The 19,862-nt window shown below is 64.8% G+C and carries 18 protein-coding genes; 4 read left to right on the forward strand and 14 right to left on the reverse strand.

All coding sequences use genetic code 11. The features are described from left to right. Nucleotides 1–81 precede the first annotated feature (81 nt). The 11 genes from lpxD to rpsB form a co-directional block, all read right to left on the reverse strand. Nucleotides 82–1,197 carry a UDP-3-O-(3-hydroxymyristoyl)glucosamine N-acyltransferase gene (lpxD, locus tag ASB57_RS09425; RefSeq protein ID WP_057651993.1) on the reverse strand — a complete coding sequence of 372 codons (1,116 nt, stop codon included), beginning with the start codon at nucleotides 1,195–1,197 and terminating at the stop codon, nucleotides 82–84. A gap of 9 nt (nucleotides 1,198–1,206) precedes the next feature. Beyond that, nucleotides 1,207–1,764, reverse strand: coding sequence for an OmpH family outer membrane protein (locus tag ASB57_RS09430; protein ID WP_057651994.1), 558 nt, complete (start codon nucleotides 1,762–1,764; stop codon nucleotides 1,207–1,209). Nucleotides 1,765–1,874: 110 nt separating this feature from the next. Then, the gene (gene bamA, locus ASB57_RS09435; protein WP_057651995.1) at nucleotides 1,875–4,208 is read right to left on the reverse strand and encodes an outer membrane protein assembly factor BamA; all 2,334 of its coding nucleotides are present in this window, start codon (nucleotides 4,206–4,208) and stop codon (nucleotides 1,875–1,877) included. A gap of 69 nt (nucleotides 4,209–4,277) precedes the next feature. Next, nucleotides 4,278–5,612, reverse strand: coding sequence for an RIP metalloprotease RseP (gene rseP, locus ASB57_RS09440; RefSeq protein WP_057651996.1), 1,335 nt, complete (start codon nucleotides 5,610–5,612; stop codon nucleotides 4,278–4,280). A 1-nt stretch (nucleotide 5,613) separates the two neighbouring features. Beyond that, on the reverse strand, nucleotides 5,614–6,834 hold the full coding sequence (locus tag ASB57_RS09445) for a 1-deoxy-D-xylulose-5-phosphate reductoisomerase (protein ID WP_057651997.1): 1,221 nt from the start codon (nucleotides 6,832–6,834) through the stop codon (nucleotides 5,614–5,616). Then, nucleotides 6,831–7,727: a phosphatidate cytidylyltransferase gene (locus ASB57_RS09450; RefSeq protein ID WP_057651998.1), complete on the reverse strand. Its 897-nt coding sequence runs from the start codon at nucleotides 7,725–7,727 to the stop codon at nucleotides 6,831–6,833. Before ASB57_RS09450 ends, ASB57_RS09445 begins: the two co-directional genes overlap by 4 nt. A 40-nt stretch (nucleotides 7,728–7,767) precedes the next feature. Then, nucleotides 7,768–8,538, reverse strand: coding sequence for a polyprenyl diphosphate synthase (gene uppS, locus ASB57_RS09455; RefSeq protein ID WP_156414111.1), 771 nt, complete (start codon nucleotides 8,536–8,538; stop codon nucleotides 7,768–7,770). Between the two features lie 8 nt (nucleotides 8,539–8,546). Then, nucleotides 8,547–9,107 (reverse strand): ribosome recycling factor, encoded by a 561-nt coding sequence (gene frr / locus ASB57_RS09460; protein ID WP_057652000.1) that lies wholly within the window; start codon nucleotides 9,105–9,107, stop codon nucleotides 8,547–8,549. 15 nt (nucleotides 9,108–9,122) lie between these two features. Further along, nucleotides 9,123–9,839: a UMP kinase gene (gene pyrH, locus ASB57_RS09465; protein WP_057652001.1), complete on the reverse strand. Its 717-nt coding sequence runs from the start codon at nucleotides 9,837–9,839 to the stop codon at nucleotides 9,123–9,125. 120 nt (nucleotides 9,840–9,959) lie between these two features. Then, nucleotides 9,960–10,838: a translation elongation factor Ts gene (tsf, locus tag ASB57_RS09470; RefSeq protein WP_057652002.1), complete on the reverse strand. Its 879-nt coding sequence runs from the start codon at nucleotides 10,836–10,838 to the stop codon at nucleotides 9,960–9,962. A 138-nt stretch (nucleotides 10,839–10,976) separates the two neighbouring features. Further along, nucleotides 10,977–11,729, reverse strand: coding sequence for a 30S ribosomal protein S2 (gene rpsB / locus ASB57_RS09475; protein WP_057652003.1), 753 nt, complete (start codon nucleotides 11,727–11,729; stop codon nucleotides 10,977–10,979). 219 nt (nucleotides 11,730–11,948) lie between these two features. Between rpsB and map the strand changes: the two genes are divergently transcribed. The 4 genes from map to ASB57_RS09495 all read left to right on the forward strand — a co-directional run bounded on the left by map (nucleotide 11,949) and on the right by ASB57_RS09495 (nucleotide 16,796). Then, nucleotides 11,949–12,770, forward strand: a complete 822-nt coding sequence (map, locus tag ASB57_RS09480) for a type I methionyl aminopeptidase (RefSeq protein ID WP_057652004.1) — start codon at nucleotides 11,949–11,951, stop codon at nucleotides 12,768–12,770. A gap of 89 nt (nucleotides 12,771–12,859) precedes the next feature. Next, nucleotides 12,860–15,466, forward strand: coding sequence for a [protein-PII] uridylyltransferase (locus ASB57_RS09485; protein WP_057652005.1), 2,607 nt, complete (start codon nucleotides 12,860–12,862; stop codon nucleotides 15,464–15,466). Nucleotides 15,467–15,578: 112 nt separating this feature from the next. Continuing rightward, the gene (locus ASB57_RS09490) at nucleotides 15,579–16,274 is read left to right on the forward strand and encodes a MarC family protein (protein ID WP_057652006.1); all 696 of its coding nucleotides are present in this window, start codon (nucleotides 15,579–15,581) and stop codon (nucleotides 16,272–16,274) included. Between the two features lie 48 nt (nucleotides 16,275–16,322). Further along, nucleotides 16,323–16,796: a disulfide bond formation protein B gene (locus tag ASB57_RS09495; RefSeq protein ID WP_057652007.1), complete on the forward strand. Its 474-nt coding sequence runs from the start codon at nucleotides 16,323–16,325 to the stop codon at nucleotides 16,794–16,796. An 84-nt stretch (nucleotides 16,797–16,880) separates the two neighbouring features. On the opposite strand, the gene purF is transcribed toward ASB57_RS09495, so the two are convergent. The 3 genes from purF to ASB57_RS09510 all read right to left on the reverse strand — a co-directional run bounded on the left by purF (nucleotide 16,881) and on the right by ASB57_RS09510 (nucleotide 19,845). Next, the gene (gene purF / locus ASB57_RS09500; protein WP_057652008.1) at nucleotides 16,881–18,398 is read right to left on the reverse strand and encodes an amidophosphoribosyltransferase; all 1,518 of its coding nucleotides are present in this window, start codon (nucleotides 18,396–18,398) and stop codon (nucleotides 16,881–16,883) included. A 68-nt stretch (nucleotides 18,399–18,466) separates the two neighbouring features. Continuing rightward, entirely contained in the window at nucleotides 18,467–18,955 is a 489-nt protein-coding gene (locus ASB57_RS09505) for a CvpA family protein (RefSeq protein WP_057652009.1), read from the reverse strand. Continuing rightward, complete coding sequence (locus ASB57_RS09510) at nucleotides 18,952–19,845, reverse strand: SPOR domain-containing protein (protein WP_057652010.1); 894 nt, start codon at nucleotides 19,843–19,845, stop codon at nucleotides 18,952–18,954. The genes ASB57_RS09505 and ASB57_RS09510 overlap by 4 nt, the downstream gene beginning before the upstream one ends. Nucleotides 19,846–19,862 lie beyond the last annotated feature (17 nt).

The raw sequence follows: 19,862 nt of genomic DNA on the forward strand, positions 1-19,862 counted from the left end.
TATTCCTGCAGTACGTACGGTGATGTGGGCTGGCGCCCGCCGGCGCCAGTTTATCCCCGGCGGCGCAGACGGCATCCTGCCCTATTTTTTTTCCACGTCGCGCAAACGGCGACGAATGTGTCCCAATTGCTGTATCACGGCGGCGTTGCGCTGCCAGTCTCCATGTTCTGCGTATGGATAGACGCCAGTGTACCGGCCCGGCTTGGAAACGTTGGACGTAATCGCCGTGCCGCCTGAAACATGTACGTCATCCGCCAGGGTCAGGTGCCCCGACAGCATCGAGGCACCGCCTATGGTGCAGCGCTCCCCGATGGTAGTCGAACCGGCGATACCGACGCAGGCGGCAACCGCCGTGAAAGCGCCGATACGCACGTTATGCGCGACCATGATCTGGTTGTCGAGCTTGACGCCGTGACTGATGACCGTGTCTTCCAGCGCGCCACGGTCGATGGTGGTGTTCGCGCCGATTTCCACGTCGTCACCCACGCTGACGCCGCCGAACTGGGGAATCTTGCCCCAGGCACCGCGACCGCCCTGCGCCGGATCCGGCGCGAAACCGAAGCCATCCGCCCCCAGCACGCAGCCGGAATGCAGGATGGCGCGCGCGCCCACGGTTACGCCCGCATACAACGTTACCCGGGCGTGCAACAGGCTGTCAGCGCCGATGGCGGAGCCCACGCCGATGACACAGGCGGGACCCAGCACGGCGTTGTCGCCGATACGCGCGCCCGCTTCCACCACGCAGTGAGGGCCAATGCGGACATTGGCACCGATGACCGCGTCCGCGGCCACGACAGCACTGGGATGGATGGATGCCGCGGCCTTGGGCCGGCGCGCACGCTCGAACCACTGCGCGACACGCGCATAGAGCAGATAGGGATTCTTGCAGACGACGCGGGCGAAACCCGGCGCGGACGACGCATCAGCGCCTTGCGCCGCGGCCGCCAGTGCCTGCTCCACATCCGGAGACACGATGACTGCACCCGCCTGGGTGCCGGGCAACTGGCTCTGGTAACGTGGATTGGCAAGGAAACTGATTTCCGTCGCACCAGCGCTGGACAAGGTGCCCAGCCCCTGGATACGCGGAAGTGTCCTGCCGGGAGCGGCGCTCAGCTGCCACTCAAGACCCGTGGTGTCGGTGGCGGCTAACAGCTCGTCGAGCGACGGTGCATGGTCAATATCCAGCAGGATCGGCATAAGCGAAAATTACTTGCCCAGAGCCTGGATCACCCTGTCGGTGATGTCGACACGCGGGTTGACCGTCACGGCGTCTTGCACGATCAGGTCGTAGTTTTCCTGTTCGGCGATACGCTTGATCGCGGCGTTGGCCTTCTCCACGATGGCGGAGAATTCTTCATTGCGGCGACGGTTGAAGTCTTCCTGGAACTCGCGACGACGGCGCTGCAGATCGGCATCGGTGTTGCTCAGGTCGCGTTGGCGCTTGACGCGGTCCGCTTCGGACAGCACGGGGGCGTCCTTGTCGTACTTTTCGGCTTGCGAGCGCAGCGTGCTGGTGGCGCGTTGCAGGTCATCGTCACGGCGCTTGAATTCGGCCTCGATCTTGGCTTGCGCAGCCTTCGCGGGACCCGATTCACGCAGGATCCGTTCGGTATTGACGAAGCCGATTTTGGTAGTTTGCGCCACGGCGGGAGCCGCATACGCACCGCCCGCCAGCAGCGCGCCCGCCACCACTACGGAGCCCATCAGGTTGACGGAGGCCGCGCGGGAGATACGGGACAGTTTGCGTGCGAAATCAGACATCATGAAAATCTCACCTTCGATAGGGTCTAGCAAAACGGTATTGTGCCACTAAACCGGATAGGTAACAGGCGGCCGGAAACATCCGGCCACCATTAGCCACTGCTGGCTAGCTTTTAGAAACCAGTACCAATCTGGAACTGGAAGCTTTGCGAGTCGTCGCCCGGCTTCTGGTTCAGCGGTCGAGCATAGGACAGCTGCAGCGGACCCAGCGGCGACTGCCACGACAGGCCTACACCAGCCGAGAAGCGCCAGCCGCAAGGATCGGTGACGGGGTCGCTGGACTTGCCGGTGGTGCACTGCATGCCCGAACCCGGCTTGACCTGGCCGGCGTCCGTGAAGATGAACCAGCGCAGCGTGCGGTCCTTGTTGGCGCCAGGGAACGGCAGGTACAACTGGGCATTGGCCACGATACGGCGCGCACCGCCGATATAGTCGCCGGTGAGCGTATCGCGCGGACCCAGGGACGAACCTTCATAGCCGCGCACGGTGCCGATACCGCCGGCGTACACGTTCTTGATGACCGGGTAGTCCTTGCCGCCGTAGGCATTGCCGTAGTCGATCATGCCATTCAAGGCCAGCGTGTAGCTGCGGCTCAGCGGCAGGAAGATCTGTTGCTGACCCGACAGCATCGTGTACTTCAGGTCCATGGTCGAAGCCTGGGCCTGCAACTTGGTGAAGTAGCCCTTGTTCGGCGCCAGGGCGCTGTCACGGGTGTCCTTCTGCCAGCCGCTGGTGAAGATGAACGCGTTGGTCGAATCGCCGTACTGCTTGACGAAGTCCTGGTAAGCCTGCGGGGAGTCGTCGTACAGATCGATCTGGTTGCGCTCGAAGGCGCCGCCCAGCGTGATGCGGTCGTATTCCGAAATAGGAATACCGAAGTTCATGCCCAGGCCGTAGGTCTTGACCCGATATTCGCCGTCATTGTCCAGGAAGGGCTTGGTCTGGCGGTAGTACAGCGACGTGGTGCGGCTGATGCCGTCCTTGGTCCAGTACGGATCGGTGTGCGACAACACGGCGGCACGGTTGGTGGCGCTGGTGTTCAACTGCAGGGTCAGGTTGGTACCGCTGCCGAACACGTTGTCTTCGCTGATACCCGCGGACAGGATGGCGCGGTCGGTCGAGCCGTAACCCACACCCAGGTTCACCATGCCGGTGGGCTTTTCCTTCACGTCGACGTTGACGTCGACCTGGTCGGGGGAGCCCGGAACCGGATCGGTCTTGACGTTGACGTCGTTGAAGTAACCCAGGCGGTCGATCCGGTCGCGCGACATCTTGATGTCGCCGGCGTCGTACCAGGCGGATTCCTGCTGGCGCATTTCACGGCGCACCACTTCGTCGCGGGTGCGGGTGTTGCCGCCGATCTGGATGCGGCGCACGTAAACGCGGCGGCTGGGATCGACGTAGAACGTCAGGTCGGTCTCGTGCTTGGCACGATCCATCTGCGGGTTCGGGTTGACGTTGGCGAAAGCGTAGCCAAGTTCGCCCAGGTAGTCCGTGATGGCCTTGTTGGTGTCGTTGACCTCGGCGGCGGAGAACGTATCCCCTGCCTTGATCTTGACCAGCTTGTTGATTTCAGTGTCCAGGCCCAACAGGTTGCCGGCCAGCTTCACGCTGCGCACCTTGTAGGGCTCGCCTTCATGCACGGTGAACGTGATGAAGATGTCCTTGCGATCGGGCGAGATCGTCACCTGGGGCGGCTCGGCGTTGTATTCCAGATAGCCGCGGTCCAGGTAGAAGGAACGGATGCGTTCGACGTCGCCTTCGAGCTTTTCGCGCGAATACTTGTCGGTGTCCGTGTACCAGGTCAGCCAGCCGGGCGTGGTCAGCTGAATCTGGTCGAGCAGGTCGCTTTCCGAGAAAGCCTTGTTGCCGACGAAGTGAATTTCGCGGATGCGTGCGACTTCACCTTCGAAAATATCAAAACTGATACCGACCCGGTTGCGCGGCAGCGGCGTGACGGTAGCCGTCACTTCGACGCCGTACTTGCCCTTGGTCATGTACTGCTGTTTCAGTTCGAATTCGGCGCGCTCAAGCATGGAGCGGTCGAAAATCCGGCCTTCGGCAAAACCCACCTGCTGCAAGGACGTGGTGATCGCCTTGGCGTCGAACTCACGCATGCCGTTGAAGCTGATGGAGGCGATGGTTGCGCGTTCCTGCACATTCACCACCACCACATCGCGGTCGGTATTGACGCTGACGTCGCTGAAAAAGCCGCTGCCGTACAGCCGGCGCACGGCTTCGGTGGCGTCTTCCTCGGTGAACTTCTGGCCTACCTTGACGGGCAGGTAGCCGAAGACCGTACCGGCGTCGATCCGTTGGATGCCCTCAACGCGGATGTCCCGTACGACGAAGGGTTCGAAGGCGTGAGCCAGCGCTGGCAACAGCAGCATGGCAAGAAGGCTCGCCCACATTCCCTTCTTGTTTTGAAACAGCCTGCGAAAAAGCATCCTGGATAGTCCTTGGGTCGTACGAATGGCGAAGGATTTTAAGACAGAAAGAGAGTCTATGGCACGCGGCTACGTGAAAAGCCTGGCGAAATCATTGAAAAGCGCGAGGCCCATCAGCCCCGCCAGCAATCCCAGACCCGCGCGCTGCCCTATATCCAGCCAGCGCGAGGGCGGCGGACTGCCGCGTAAAATTTCGATCAGATAGTACAGCAGGTGTCCACCATCAAGCATGGGGATAGGCAGGAGATTTAGGACGCCCAGGCTGATACTTATCAACGCCAGATAGGAAATATAGGCCGCCAGGCCGATGCGGGCGGTCTGGCCGGCGTAGTCGGCGATGGTGACCGGGCCGCTGATATTGCGCCAGGACACCGCGCCAGTGACCATGCGGCCCATCATGCGCAGGGAGAACCAGGCGGTTTCAGCGGTGCGGGTGGCGCCCTGCCACAGGCTTTCGCCCAGGCCGTAGCGCACCGTGACCATGGGCAGGTCGGCGCCCAATTGCACGCCGATGCGGCCGATGACCCGGCCATTGGCGTCATGGTCGGCCTGCGGCACCGCCGACAGAGTCAGGTCGGCACCGTCGCGCCGCACTTGCAGCGGCAACGTTTTGTCGGGGTATTGCTGGACGATTTCCACGACACGGCCGGCGTCCAGGGTGGCCTGGCCGGCCACGCCGACGATGACGTCGCCATTGCGCAGCCCGGCGCGCTCGCCGGCGCTGCCCGGCACCACGCCCCGCACTACCGGCTTGGGTTCAAGCAGCCGCAGGCCCGTCGGGGCCAGGGGATCGCCCTTCGAGGGATCCATGTGGTTGCCGGTCAGGGTCAAGGTGCGGCGCTGCGTGCCGCCCGCCGCCGTGGCCACGTCGAATTCGACGCTGCCACCGTCCGTGACCCGGTCCATCAGCGCCCAGCGGGCGTCATTCCAGGACACGACGGCCTGATTGTCGATGGAAAGAATGCGATCGCCCGACTGGAAACCGGCCTGCGCGGCCGGCGTACCGGCGGCCGGCTGGGCCAGCAAGGCGGCCGGCTCCTGCACACCCGCCAGATTGAGGCCGGCGTACAGCAGTACGGCGAGGATCAGGTTGAAGACCGGGCCGGCGGCCACGATGAGGATGCGGTTGCGCACCGGCTGGACATTGAACGCGCGCGCGGCCTGTTCAGGCGTGGCGCCCGGCGCGGGGTCGTCCTGCATCTTGACGTAGCCGCCCAGCGGAATGGCCGATATGGCCCATTCGGTGCCCTTGCGGTCGGTCCGGCGCAGCAGCACCTTGCCGAAGCCGATGGAGAAGCGGTGGACGTCGACGCCGCAGGCCCGCGCTGCCCAGTAATGGCCCAGCTCGTGGAAAGTGATCAGGATGCCGAGGGCAACGGCAAAAGCGAGCAGGGTCAGGAGCATTTCAAGAAATCCGGGAATGTATAAGCCATTCGGCCACCAGGGCACGCACTTCGGCGTCCAGGCCGAGGACATCCTCCAGGCCGCTCAGCGTAACAGATGGCCGGCCCGCCTGCCACTGGAGCGCTGCGGCGATGGCCGGGGCGATGCGGGTATAGCCCAGATCGCCCGCCAGGAAGGCCGCCACGGCGAGCTCATTGGCGGCGTTCAGCGCGATGCAGGCGCCCTGCCCCGCCCGCAAGGCGTCGAAGCACAGGCCCAGGCAGGGAAAGCGGCGCAGGTCGGGCGCTTCGAAATCGAGCCGGCCCCAGCGCACCAGGTCCAGCATGCCGACGCCGCTTTGCAGCCGGTCGGGAAAACCGAGGCCGTAGGCGATGGGGGTGCGCATGTCCGGCTGGCCCAACTGCGCCAGCACCGAACCGTCGTCGTACTCCACCATGGAATGGACGACGCTCTGCGGATGGATCACGACTTCGATGCGGTCCGCCGGCATGGCGAACAGCCAATGTGCCTCAATGACCTCCAGGCCCTTGTTGACCATGGTCGCCGAGTCGACGGAAATCTTGCGGCCCATGCTCCAGTTCGGGTGGGCGCAGGCCTGGTCAGGGGTGACCTCGTGCAGGGTGGCGGGATCGCGCTGACGGAAAGGTCCGCCGGACGCGGTGATGAGCAGGCGGCGCACGCCGGCGGCGGGCGCGGTCGGCGCGCTGGCGCGCGCGCCGTGCGGCAGGCACTGGAAAATCGCGTTGTGTTCGCTGTCGATAGGCAGCAGTTCGGCGCCGTTGTCGCGCACCGCGGCCATGAACAGCGACCCGGCGGCGACCAGCGCTTCCTTGTTGGCCAGCAGAATGCGTTTACCGGCTCGGGCTGCCGCCAGCGACGACGGCAAGCCGGCGGCGCCGACGATGGCGGCCACCACAGTGTCGCAGCCCGCATCGGCGGCCGTATCGGCCAGGGCCTGGACACCCACGCGGACCTCGGGCATGGCGGCCTTGTATTTGCCGGCGCTCCAGGCGTCGCGAAAACGGCCCGCGGCGGCGGCGTCTGGCACTGCCACGACGGCGGCGCGCGTGGCGGCGGCCTGCTCTGCCAGCTTTTCCATGCGGCTGAAGGCCGACAGGGCATAAACCCCAAAAAGCTCGGGATGACGCGCGATCACGTCAAGCGTGCTATCCCCGATGGAGCCCGTGGAACCCAGAACGGCGATGCGTTGAAATGCCCTCAAAACCCGACTCCGATAAGAATGAACGCCAAGGGCGCCACGGGCAGCACTGCGTCGATGCGATCGTAGATGCCGCCGTGGCCCGGCAACAGGGCGCTGGAATCCTTGCGGCCGGCCCGCCGCTTGAGCAGGGACTCGAACAGATCGCCGATGATGGACAGCGCCGCCAGCACCACGGCCAGCGGCAAGGCGCCGGCCCAGCCCCAACGCGCCACCAGGGCCGCGCCGAAGGTGGGCGCCCACAGGCTGCTGACCGCGATCCAGAGCACCACGGCCAGGATGCCACCAAGGGCGCCCTCGACGGTCTTGCCCGGACTGACGCGGGGCGCCAGCTTGCGGCGGCCGAAAGCGCGGCCGGTGAAATAGGCGGCGATATCCGCCACCCACACCACCGCCAGCAGCGAAAGCACGAACCACGGGCCGCGCTGAACGAAGAGCATGGCCAGCACGGCCCAGGCGGCCAGCAGCGCCGGCACGGCGAACAGGCTCAGGCCAAGGCTGGCCGGCGCCACGTCGGCGCGGCCGCGCACCACGGTCGGGACGGCGACGACGATCCAGAGAATGACGGCCACGGGGACGACGATGCTGAACATGAAGCCCACGGAGCGCAGGCTGGCTTCTGACGTGGGCGTCTGCAGCCACAGGGCGGCAAGGACCAGGCTGACCAGCGCCAGCAGCACGCCGCCGATGACGGCGCCGTATCCGGAGCCAGAGCCGGCGGCACCCGCGCCCGCCAGCTTGGTCGTGCCAGGCAGGGTCAGGCGCAGCCACTCCCAGCCGGCGCAGCCGGTGGCCAGCGCCAGCAACGCCACGAACGGCCAGGGCGTGGCGACGCTCATGGCCAGGCCCAAAACAATCAGCAAAACGATGGCGGTGGCGATACGCTGGCCTAGCATGCGGTGAATCTCCTGTGATCGCGCACCGCGGACAGGCGCGTCAGCGCTTGCCCAACTGGGCGCTGGTACGGCCGAAACGGCGCTCGCGGGTGCGGTACCACTCGAACGCTTCCGCCAGTTCGGCGGCGCCGAAATCCGGCCAGTAGCGGTCGGTGAAATAAAGCTCGGTGTAGGCCAATTGCCAGATCAGGTAATTGGAAATGCGCTGCTCTCCGCCGGTGCGGATGAACAGATCGGGCTCGGGCGCCCAGGCCATCGACAGATAGCGCGAGAGCGTGGCTTCGTCGATGCCGTCAGGCTGCTGGGCCAGCTGGGGGTTTTCCGCCAGCATGCGCTTGGTCGCCTGCAGGACGTCCCAGCGACCGCCATAGTTGGCGCAGATCGACAGGTGCAGGCGGTCGTGGTGGGCGGTGCGCGCCTGCGCCTGATCGATCAGGTCGCGCAGGCGCGGCTCGAAGGGCGACAGGTCGCCCACGACCCGCAGGCGCACGCCCTGCGAATCCAGCTTGTCGACTTCGCGCTCCAGCGCCTGTACGAACAGGCGCATGAGCAGCGACACTTCCTCGGCCGGGCGCCGCCAGTTCTCGGAACTGAAGGCGAACAGCGTCAGATAGCGCACGCCCAGGCGTCCGCAGCCTTCGACGACACGGCGCACCGCCTGCACGCCCTTGGCGTGACCGGCCGTGCGAGGCAAATGGCGCCGCGTGGCCCAACGACCGTTGCCATCCATGATGATGGCAACGTGCTGGGGGACCGCCGAGATTTCGGGAACGGCCTGGGTGGAACTGAGCAAACCCATGAGTGGTGGCATGCCGTCGACTAGACGGTCATGATCTCCGCTTCTTTCTGGGTGATCATCTTGTCGATGTCGGCGACGCAACGATCCGTCAGCTTCTGCACGTCATCCTGTGCGCGGCGCTCGTCGTCTTCCGAGATCGTCTTGTCCTTGACCAGCTTCTTCAAGGTGTCGTTGGCTTCACGGCGCAGGTTGCGCACGGCGATCTTGGCGTCCTCGCCTTCGTTGCGCACGACCTTGGTCAGGTCGCGGCGACGCTCTTCAGTCAGTGCGGGCATCGGCACGCGGATGGTTTCACCCATCGACACCGGGTTCAGGCCCAGGTCCGAATCACGGATGGCCTTTTCGATCGGGCCGGCCATATGCTTTTCGTAGGGTTGCACGTTCAGCGTACGAGCGTCGATCAGGTTGACGTTGGCCACCTGCCCCACGGGCACGGGCGAACCGTAGTACTCCACCTGCACGTGATCCAGGATGCCGGTGTGGGCGCGCCCGGTGCGAATTTTGGACAGATTCACCTTGAGCGTCTCGAGGGACTTGCTCATGCGTGATTCAGCCGATTTTTTGGTGTCTGCGACGCTCATGGCGACTCCTTATGTTCAAACGTGGACCAGCGTGCCTTCGTCTTCGCCGCTGACGGCGCGCTTCAAGGCTCCCGATTTATTGATGGAAAACACCTTGATGGGCAGCTTCTGGTCGCGGCACAGGGCGAAAGCCGTTGCGTCCATGACTTCGAGGCGGCGCACGATGGCTTCATCGAAACTGATGCGGGAATAACGGGTCGCTTCGGGATCCTTGTTGGGATCCGCGCTGTAGATGCCGTCGACCTTGGTGGCCTTGAGGACGATTTCAGCGCCGATTTCGGCACCGCGCAGCGCGGCGGCCGTATCGGTGGTGAAGAAGGGATTGCCGGTACCCGCCGCGAAAATGACGACCTTGCCCTCTTCGAGGTAGCGCAGCGCCTTCGGGCGGATGTAGGGTTCGACGACCTGTTCGATGTTCAGCGCCGATTGCACGCGCGTATCGACGCTGCGGTGCTTGAGGGCATCCTGCAGGGCCAGGGCGTTCATGATGGTGGCCATCATGCCCATATAGTCGGCGGTGGCCCGGTCCATGCCCTGGGCACCCGGCGCCACGCCGCGAAAAATGTTGCCGCCGCCGATGACGATGGCGAGTTCAACGCCCATGGCAGCGATTTCGGCGATTTCTTCGGTCATGCGCCCGATGGTCGCGCGGTTGATCCCGAAGGCATCCTCGCCCATCAGGGCCTCGCCGGACAGCTTGAGAAGAACCCGTTTATACGATCTGGTTGCCATAGGCGCTATCCCTTTTAGGTTCGATCCGACGAAAGTGTAAGACAAGAAACAGGCCGGCCTAGACTTTGCCTAGTGCCGGCCTGCTGGTAAAGATACGCGAAAAGCCGGGCTAGGTGCCTATCAGGCCGTGCCAGCCGCCGCCGCGGCCACCTCGGCTGCGAAGTCGAGAACCTTCTTCTCGATGCCTTCGCCGACGATAAACAGGGCGAATTGAGCGATCTTGGCGTTTTCGGCCTTGAGCATCTGTTCGATCGACTGCTTGTCGTTCTTGACGAAAGGCTGCGACATCAACGTCACTTCCTTCAGGAACTTCTGCACCGAACCTTCGACCATCTTGGCGACGATGTCAGCCGGCTTGCCCGATTCGGCAGCCTTCTGCTCGGCAACCGAGCGCTCGGCGGCGATGTCGGCAGCCGGGACGCCGTCGGCGTTCAGGGCCTTGGGCTTGGTGGCGGCGATGTGCATGGCCAGGTCCTTACCCACGCTGTCAGCGCCGGCGAACTCGACCAACACACCAATACGGCCGCCGTGCACATAGCTGGCCAGCTTGTCGGTGGTTTCGATACGCTTGAAGCGGCGCACCGAGATGTTTTCGCCGATCTTGCCGACCAGGCCGGCGCGCGTCGATTCGACGGTGCCTTCAGCGAAGGGCAGCGCGCCCAGGGCAGCCACGTCAGCCGGGTTCTTCACGGCGACCAGTTCGGCCAGCTTGTTGACGAAGTCGACGAAGTCGGCGTTCTTGCCGACGAAGTCGGTTTCGCAGTTGACTTCAATGACGGCGCCTTGCTTGGCGTCGGCCGAGATGAACAGACCGATCAGGCCTTCGGCGGTGACGCGGGCGGCAGCCTTGCTGGCCTTGTTGCCCAGCTTGACGCGCAGGATTTCCTCGGCGCGGGCCAGATCGCCCTCGGCTTCGGTCAGTGCCTTCTTGCACTCCATCATCGGCGCGTCAGTCTTTTCGCGCAGTTCCTTGACCATCGAAGCGGTAATTTCAGCCATGCTTTGCTCCATTCTTTCTAAAACACGCCCCGGCGGGCCGGGGCATGTGGTTTTGCTGCGTGAGGCGTGCCCGGGTTCGCACCCGGCACTACGGCGGCGGCGCAACACGCCGCCAGACCGTATTGAACAACCGGCGTATTACGCCTGGCCGTCCTGCACTTCCACGAATTCTTCCTGACCTTCTTCACCGGCGCCTTCAACCACGCCGTTCAGGTTCTGTTCGCGGCCTTCCAGCACGGCGTCAGCGATACCCTTGGCGTACAGCGCGATGGCCTTGGCCGAGTCGTCGTTGCCGGGGATGACGTAGTCGATACCGTCGGGCGAGTGGTTGGTATCAACCACGGCCACGACCGGGATACCCAGCGTGCGCGCTTCGGCGATGGCGATCTTGTGGTAGCCGACGTCGATGACGAACAGAGCGTCGGGCAGACCGTTCATGTCCTTGATGCCGCCGATCGACTTGTTCAGCTTGTCCAGTTCGCGTTGGAACAGCAGGCCTTCCTTCTTGATCATACGCTCGGCGCCGCCTTCGGCGACGACGACTTCCATGTCCTTCAGGCGCTTGATCGAGGTCTTGACCGTCTTGAAGTTGGTCAGCATGCCGCCGAGCCAACGGGCATCGACGTAGGGCTGGCCGGCCCGCGCGGCTTCGCCGGCGACGATTTCACGGGCAGCGCGCTTGGTGCCGACGAACAGGATGTTGCCGCCGCGAGCAGCCAGCTGCTTCACGAACTTGGTGGCTTCCTGGTACTTGGCGACCGTCTGTTCCAGGTTGATGATGTGAATCTTGTTACGATGGCCGAAGATGTACTGCGACATCTTGGGGTTCCAGTAACGGGTTTGGTGACCAAAGTGGACACCGGCTTCCAGCATTTCGCGCATGAGGGACATAATGTTCTCTCCGAGGGTTTGGGTCTTGTACTGCGCCTGTATCGTTGCGGGCGCCCGGCGTCTGGATTTGCCGGACCTGCCTCGCGACGACACCCTGGGTGGCGGCAGTACGCGATTTCACTTCTAGGGTTTACTGCCATTTCACTTCACTCTTACCCGTGCTTTTTTGGGTAAGCCTATAATTCTACTATTTTTCGCACACCGAACTCAAGCTAATACATGGGCATAGTCACCGACCCCGCCGATCTGGACAAAATGCGCCTGGCCTGCCAGGGCGCCGCACGCGTACTCGATTATCTGACCCCGTTTGTTAAACCGGGCGTCACCACGGGCGAACTCGATCGCCTGGCGCTCGATTACGTCACCAACACGCTGCAGGCCAAATCGGCCACCGTGGGCTACGCGCCCCCCGGATATCCGCCCTTCCCCGGCGCCATCTGTACGTCGGTGAACCATCAGGTCTGCCACGGCATTCCCGGCGACAAGGTGCTGAAAAGCGGGGACGTGGTCAATATCGACGTCACCATCATCAAGGATGGCTGGTACGGCGACACCAGCCGCATGTATTACGTGGGCGAACCGTCCGTCCTGGCCCGCCGCCTGACCGAAACCACCTACGAATGCATGTGGCTGGGCATCCAGCAGGTGCGCGGTGGCGCCACCCTGGGCGATATCGGCAATGCCATCCAGAAGTATGCCGAAGGCAAGGGCTACTCGGTGGTGCGCGAATTCTGCGGCCACGGCGTGGGCCGGCGCTTCCACGAAGATCCCCAGGTGCTGCACTACGGCAAGCCGGGCACCGGCGTGAAACTGGTGCCGGGAATGATCTTCACCATCGAGCCCATGATCAACGCCGGGCGCCGCGAAATCCGCCAGCTGTCCGACGGCTGGACCGTGGTGACGCGCGACCACAGCCTGTCCGCGCAATGGGAACACACCGTGCTGGTCACCGAAACCGGCTACGAAGTGCTGACCGTGTCGCCGGAGATGCCGGCGCCGCCGGCCTTTATTACCGAGACGGTAGCCGCCCCGGCCGCCTGATCGCGCTGTCCGTGGGGCCGCCGGGCGGCCCTGCGGCCCCTCACATTTTTGAACGCCCTCTTGTGCCTACGTCGCAGCCGGACCTCGCCATGACCGCCACGGACCTTCCCGCGCTACGCGAGCGCATGCGTGCAAGCCGCCACAAGGCCATCGAAGCCTTCCGCGCGCATGAACGGCCCGACACGCTGCTGCACGAGTTGCGCCGCATCACCGACCATACGCTGCGCGAGCTGGTCAAGCAGTGCCCCCTGCCCCACGGCGCCGCGCTGGCCGCGGTGGGCGGCTACGGCCGCGGGGAGCTCTACCCCTATTCCGACGTCGACCTGCTGATCCTGCTGCCCCACGCGCCGTCCGAAGCGGACGAAAGCGCCATCGGCCAGCTGGTGGCGGCACTGTGGGACCTGGGCATGGAGCCGGGCCACAGCGTGCGCACCATCAAGGACTGCGAACGGGAAGCCCTGGCCGACATCACGGTCGAGACCGCGCTGCTGGAGTCGCGCTGGCTGGCCGGCAGCCGGGCGCTGATGAAGCAGTTCGACACGGCCATGCATGCCTGCCTGGATCCCGATGCCTTCTTCCGCGCCAAGCGCAGCGAAATGCAGCAGCGCCACGCGCGCTACCAGGACACGCCCTACGCCCTGGAACCGAACTGCAAGGAATCGCCTGGCGGCCTGCGCGACCTGCAGGTGATCCTGTGGATGGCGCGGGCCGCCGGCTTCGGCGAGAGCTGGCGCGAGGTTGCCAAGGCCGGCCTGCTGACCGACTCCGAGGCGCGCGACCTGCGCAAGGCCGAGCAGGCGTTCAAACGCCTGCGGATCGAATTGCACCTGCTGGCCAAACGCCGCGAAGACCGCGTGCTGTTCGACCTGCAACCCGCCCTGGCCGAGGTTTATGGCATCAAGGCCACCGCCACGCGACGCGCCGGCGAGCTGCTGATGCAGCGTTATTACTGGGCGGCACGCCTGGTGACCCAGCTCAACACCATCCTGGTGCAGAACATCGAGGAGCGGCTGTTCCCGCGCCCCGCCGAAGACGCCCGCGCCATCGACGATGACTTCCGCAGCCTGCATGGCCGCCTGGACATCATTCGCGACGACGCCTTCGAGCGCAATCCGACCCTGCTGCTGCGCGCCTTCCTGACGATGCAGCAGCACCAGCACCTGAAGGGCATGTCGGCGCGCACCTTGCGCGCCATCTGGCATGCACGCGACCGCATCGACGCGCAGTTCCGCCGCAACCCGGTCAACCGCAAGCTGTTCCTGCAGATCCTGCAGCAACCGACGGGCATCGTGCACGAGTTGCGACGCATGACGATGCTGAACATCCTGCCGCGCTATCTGCCGGTATTCCGCCGCATCGTCGGGCAGATGCAACATGACCTGTTCCACGTCTACACAGTGGACCAGCACACGCTGCAGGTGATCCGCAACGTGCGCCGCTTCACGATGCCGGAGCACGCGCAGGAGTATCCGCTGGCCAGCCAGCTAGCATCCGAACTGAACGACCACTGGCTGCTGTACGTCGCCGCCCTCTTCCACGACATCGCCAAAGGCCGCGGCGGCGACCACTCCGAACTGGGCGCGCGCGAAGTGCGCCGCTTCGCCCACGACCACGGGCTGGCGCCGGCCGACGCCGAGCTGGTCGAGTTCCTGGTGCGCCAGCATCTGTTGATGTCGACCGTGGCGCAAAAACGCGATTTGTCCGACCCGGACGTGATCCGCGATTTCGCCGCCGCGGTGAAGGACGAGCGCCATCTGACCGCCCTTTACCTGCTGACCGTCGCCGACATACGCGGCACCAGCCCGAAAGTCTGGAACGCCTGGAAAGGCAAGCTGCTGGAAGACCTGTATCGCCTGACCCTGCGCGCCCTGGGCGGCGGCCAGGCCGACGCCCACACCGTACTCAACGACCGCAAGTCCGAGGCCGCGCGCCTGACGCGCCTGGTGGGCTTGCGCGACGACGCCCGCGAATCATTCTGGAAACAGCTGGATGTGGCCTATTTCCTGCGCCACGACGCTTCCGACATCGCCTGGCATACGCGCCACCTCTACCATCGTCCCGCGCCCGCGGACGCCGTGGTCAAGGCGCGCCCCACCGAACAGGGCGAAGGCCTGCAGGTGATGGTCTACACCCGTGACGTGCCGGACCTGTTCATGGTGATCTGCGGCTTCTTCGACGCCAGATCCCTGAGCATCCAGGACGCGCGCATCCACACCACCCGGCACGGCTACGCGCTGGACAGCTTCATCGTGCTGCTGCCGGAGGGCCAGCAGGACCTGCGCGCCCAGGCCACGCTGGTGGAACACGAGCTGTCCCAGAAGCTGCGCGACGCCCGCACGGCCGCGCAGGCGCCCACGACGCAAGGCGCCGTCTATGGCCGTTCACGCCTGTCACGCATGTCACGCATGTTCCCGGTGCCGCCGCAGGTCGAACTGCAGCCCGACGAGCGCAGCAAGTCGTGGCGCCTGCAAGTGACGGCCACCGACCGCTCCGGCCTGCTGCACGCCCTGGCCCGGGTTTTCGCGCGCCATGCCGTGAACCTGCAGATGGCCAAGGTGATGACCCTGGGCGACCGCGTCGAAGACGTCTTCATTCTGGAAGGCGCGTCGCTGGAGCGGCCGCGCCAGCAGATGCAGTTCGAGCGCGACATCCTGGAAGCCCTGTCCGGCGAGAACGCCAACAAGGCAGCCGCCTGAATGTTGCGACAAATAGACGCAAAATAGACGGATCAGCACAGCGGGCCTGCCCATCCATGGCAGGCCCTGGCCGCTTACAATCCTGGGTTTCCATGAGGAAGCCGGCCCACCCATGTTGACGAACGAATACGTGCTGATTTTCAGCCGCAGCTTCCTGTTCGCGCTGGCGACCCTGCTGCCCATCCTCAATCCCCCTTCCGTCGCACCCATCTTCTGGACCCTCACTGAAGGCGCGTCCAGCGCCACGCGCCTGGCGCTGGCCAAGCGCGTGGCCATCAACGTGTGCCTGATGGTGACCGTGGCCATGGTGGCCGGCAACGTGCTGCTGTCGTTCTTCGGCCTGTCACTGGCCATCGTGCGGGTGGGCGGCGGCATGCTGGTGGTGGCCAGTGCCTGGCGGCTGGTCAACTCGACCGACGGCGGCGCGGGCCGCGCGGCCCGCATGGCCGAGTCCTTTACGCCGGAGATGGCCAAGGCGCGCGCCTTCTATCCCCTGACGTTTCCCATCAGCTGCGGACCCGGCTCGATCGCGGCGGCCATCACCATAGGCGCGCAACTGCGCGACCAGAATCATCTGGCCAGCCTGGTACGGCTGGCGGGCTCCCTGCCCGGCGTCTTGCTGGTATCGTTCATCCTGTATATCTGCCTGCGTTTCGCCGCGCAATTCCTCTATCGGCTGGGCGAAAGCGGGACCAGTGTCTTCATGCGCCTGTCCGCTTTCATTCTGCTGTGCCTGGGCGTGCAGATCGTCTGGGACGGCGTCCACGAGCTGCTGCTTGGCACGCTGCTGGAACTCCGGGCGCATTAAACCTCTCTCATGGCATTGCCCTTCGGCGCCATCCATCGTAGGAACCCCATGTTTGCCTCAAATCGACGTTTGCTGCTCCTGATTGCCCTGCTGTCCTTCGCCGCCGTCGGCGTCGCCTTGATCTCGCAATACGTGTTCGACATGCAGCCCTGCGCCTACTGCGTGCTGCAACGTCTGATTTACCTGGCCGTGGGGGTGGTGTGCCTGCTGACCGCCCTTGGCGGTGGCGTGCTGCGCCGCCTGGGCGCCCTGCTGGGCCTGGGTCTGGCGGCCTGCGGCGTGTGGGCCGCTTACTACCAGTACACGGTGGCGTCCAAGCTGCTGTCCTGCGCCCAGACCTTCGCCGACCGCTTCGTGGCCAGCCTGGGGCTGGACACCGCGGTGCCCCAGGTCTTCGGCGCCTATGCCACGTGCGCGGAAGCCGTGGTCAAGGTGCTGGGCGTCGAATACGCCCTGTGGAGCCTGGCCCTGTTCGTGGTGCTGGCATTGCTGTCGCTGGCGGCGCTGCTCAAGCGCGCCTGACACCCCCGCGCGCGGCGGCGCGCATAAAACAAACGGGACACCCGTCTTGCGATGGGTGTCCCGTTTTTTACCTGAATCAAAGAATCAGGCGTCGTTGGCGGCGTAGCCCATATTGAACTGCAGGCCACCGCTTTCCTGATTTTCATCCTGATTGCGGCTTTGGCCCAGGCGCTCCAGGTACTCGGGCGTGATGTCGCCGGTGACGTACTGGCCGTCGAAGCAGGACGCTTCGAAACGGGCCATCGCCGGGTTCAGGTCACGCACCGCCTGCTGCATATCGTGCAGGTCCTGGTAGACCAGCGCGTCGGCGCCGATGGTCCGGGCGATTTCCTCGTCGGTACGGCCGGTGGCGATCAGTTCCTTCTGCGTCGGCATGTCGATGCCGTACACATTGGGGAAACGCACCGGAGGCGCCGCGGAGGCGAAATACACCTTGTTGGCGCCGGCCGCGCGGGCCATGTCGACGATTTCACGGCTGGTGGTGCCACGCACGATGGAGTCGTCCACCAGCAGCACGTTCTTGCCCTTGAATTCCATGCCGATGGCATTGAGCTTCTGGCGCACGGACTTCTTGCGCACCGCCTGGCCCGGCATGATGAAGGTGCGGCCCACGTAGCGGTTCTTGATCAGACCTTCGCGGTAGTCCAGGTTCAGGCGGGCCGCCAGCTGCATGGCCGCCGGACGCGAGGAATCGGGAATGGGCATGACCACGTCGATGTCACCCAGGCGCAGCCTGCGCGCGACATTGTCGGCCAGGTATTCACCCATGCGCAGGCGCGCATCGTAGACCGACACGCCGTCCATCAGCGAGTCGGGACGGGCGAAGTACACGTATTCGAAGATACACGGCACCAGTTGCGCGTTTTCCGAGCACTGGCGGCTGACGATGCGGCCGTCCAGGTCGACGAACACGGCCTCGCCGGGCGCGATATCGCGCACGAAGCTGAAGCCGCTGCCTTCCAGCGCCACCGATTCCGACGCCAGCATCCACTCGTCGCCTTCGTCGGTTTCCATGCGGCCCAGGCACAAGGGACGAATGCCGTTCGGATCGCGGAAGCCCAGCAGGCCGTAGCCGGCGATCTGCGCGATCACGGCATATGCGCCCTTGACGCGACGATGCACGGCGCCGACGGCGCGGAAGATCGCGTCATCGTCCAGCGACACGCCGTTGGCGGCGGATTGCAGCTCGTGGGCCAGCACGTTCAACAGCACTTCCGAATCGGAGTTGGTGTTGATGTGGCGACGGTCGACACGGAATAGCGACTCGCGCAGCTCGCGCCAGTTGGTCAGGTTGCCGTTGTGCGTCATCATGATGCCGAACGGCGCGTTGACGTAGAACGGCTGGGCCTCTTCCTCGGAATCGCTCGATCCCGCGGTGGGATAGCGCACCTGGCCGACGCCGCTGGTACCCGGCAGCGAACGCATGTTGCGGGTACGGAACACGTCCCGCACCAGGCCATGCGCCTTGTACATATTGAACTGATTGCCCTGTGCGGTGGCGATCCCCGCCGCATCCTGACCCCGATGCTGCAACAGCAGCAAGCTGTCATAAAGCAACTGGTTGACGGGGCCGCGCCCCATGACACCTACGATTCCACACATGGCAATTTCCTGTTGATCCGAATGGGCTCAGTGAATGCGTTGTCCGCGTACGTATTTGCTGAGCACTTTCAATAAGGCAGTAATGACGCCAGCGACGGCGGCAGCCAGCCTTTGGTATGTATGACGGCTTCTGTGGCCGCATGAGAAAACATCGCGTCACGCCACCACGGCTCTTGCGGCAGCGGCGTATAGCCGGCGACGGCTACCAGCACCAGTACGATCAGCATGCCCCGCAGCAAACCGAACAAGGCGCCCAATCCATGATCCGCCGGCGTCAGGCCGGTGGTGCGGATCAGGGCCGCCAACGTCATGTTGACCAGCCCGACCAGCAACAGCACGACGATGAAAACCGCCGCATAGGCCACGCCCATGCGCAGCATCGTGGTTTCTATCATGCTGGCCAGCCAGCCGTAGACGGTCGGCCCCCACCAGATCGACGCCACGAAGGCCAGGCCATACGCGAGCAGCGAAAGCACTTCCTTCAGCAAGCCGCGTACGAGCCCCAGCAAGGCCGAGACGCCCAGTATCGCCAGCAAGACGAAATCGAAGCCGGTCACTGTGCAGCAATAAAGCCGTTGTCATAACCCAGCGTACGCAATCTGGCCTGGGCCGCCTGGGCCGCTTCGCGTGACGGGAAAGGCCCGACGCGCAAGCGGTACTGCTGTTTGCCACTGGCCGTGAATTCTTGCAGGAAGGCGTTGGTCACGCCGGCCGCGTGCAGCTTGTCGCGGCGCGCCTGGGCGTCCGCCTGCGACGTGTACGCGGCAACCTGCAGCACGAAATTACCTTTGCTGTCCGCCGCCGGCTTGGCCGGCGCGGGTGCCGGGGCGGAACGGCCTTCCAGCAGGGCCATGGCGCGCGCGCCGTCGTCGCTGCGTTGCTGCGGCTCCGGCTTGGGCGTCGGCTTGGGTTCCGGCTTGGTCTCGGGACGGGTGGGCTCCGGCCGCGTATGTTCAGGGCGCGTCTCTGTGCGAGTCTCTGGCCGGGTCGGCTCGGGACGCGTGGCGGGCTGACGGGCAGGCGGCGTGGGCTCGCTGACCGGCGGCGCGGCGGCGATCTGCCCGCTGTTGCCCGTGCCCGGGGCGCCATTGTTGGGCACGCTGCCATTGGGCATGCCGCTGGTCGGCGCCGGCGGTTGCGGCGTGGCGCCTGCCTGGCCGGCATCAGCCGACTGCTGCGGCGGCGCCTGCGGGTCGCTGACTGGCGGCTGGTAAGGCGCGCCGCGATTCGGAATGCTGATGGGGATGTCGTCGCTGACGCGAGCGGGCTCGGAGTCGAGCACCATGGGCAGAATGATGACAGCCGCCAGCACCAAAGCGACCGCGCCCGCCAACCGGCGACGCGCACGTCCCCGCAGTTGAGCGGCTTGCGCTTCGCTGGATACGGATGGACGTGGCTTGCCCGCGGAAGCGTCGGGGGCGGGGTCTTTCCGTGTAAACAAACCCATGAAGAGCTAATTCCTTG

The sequence above is a fragment of the Bordetella sp. N genome (assembly GCF_001433395.1).
Classification (GTDB): Bacteria; Pseudomonadota; Gammaproteobacteria; order Burkholderiales; family Burkholderiaceae_B; genus Bordetella_C.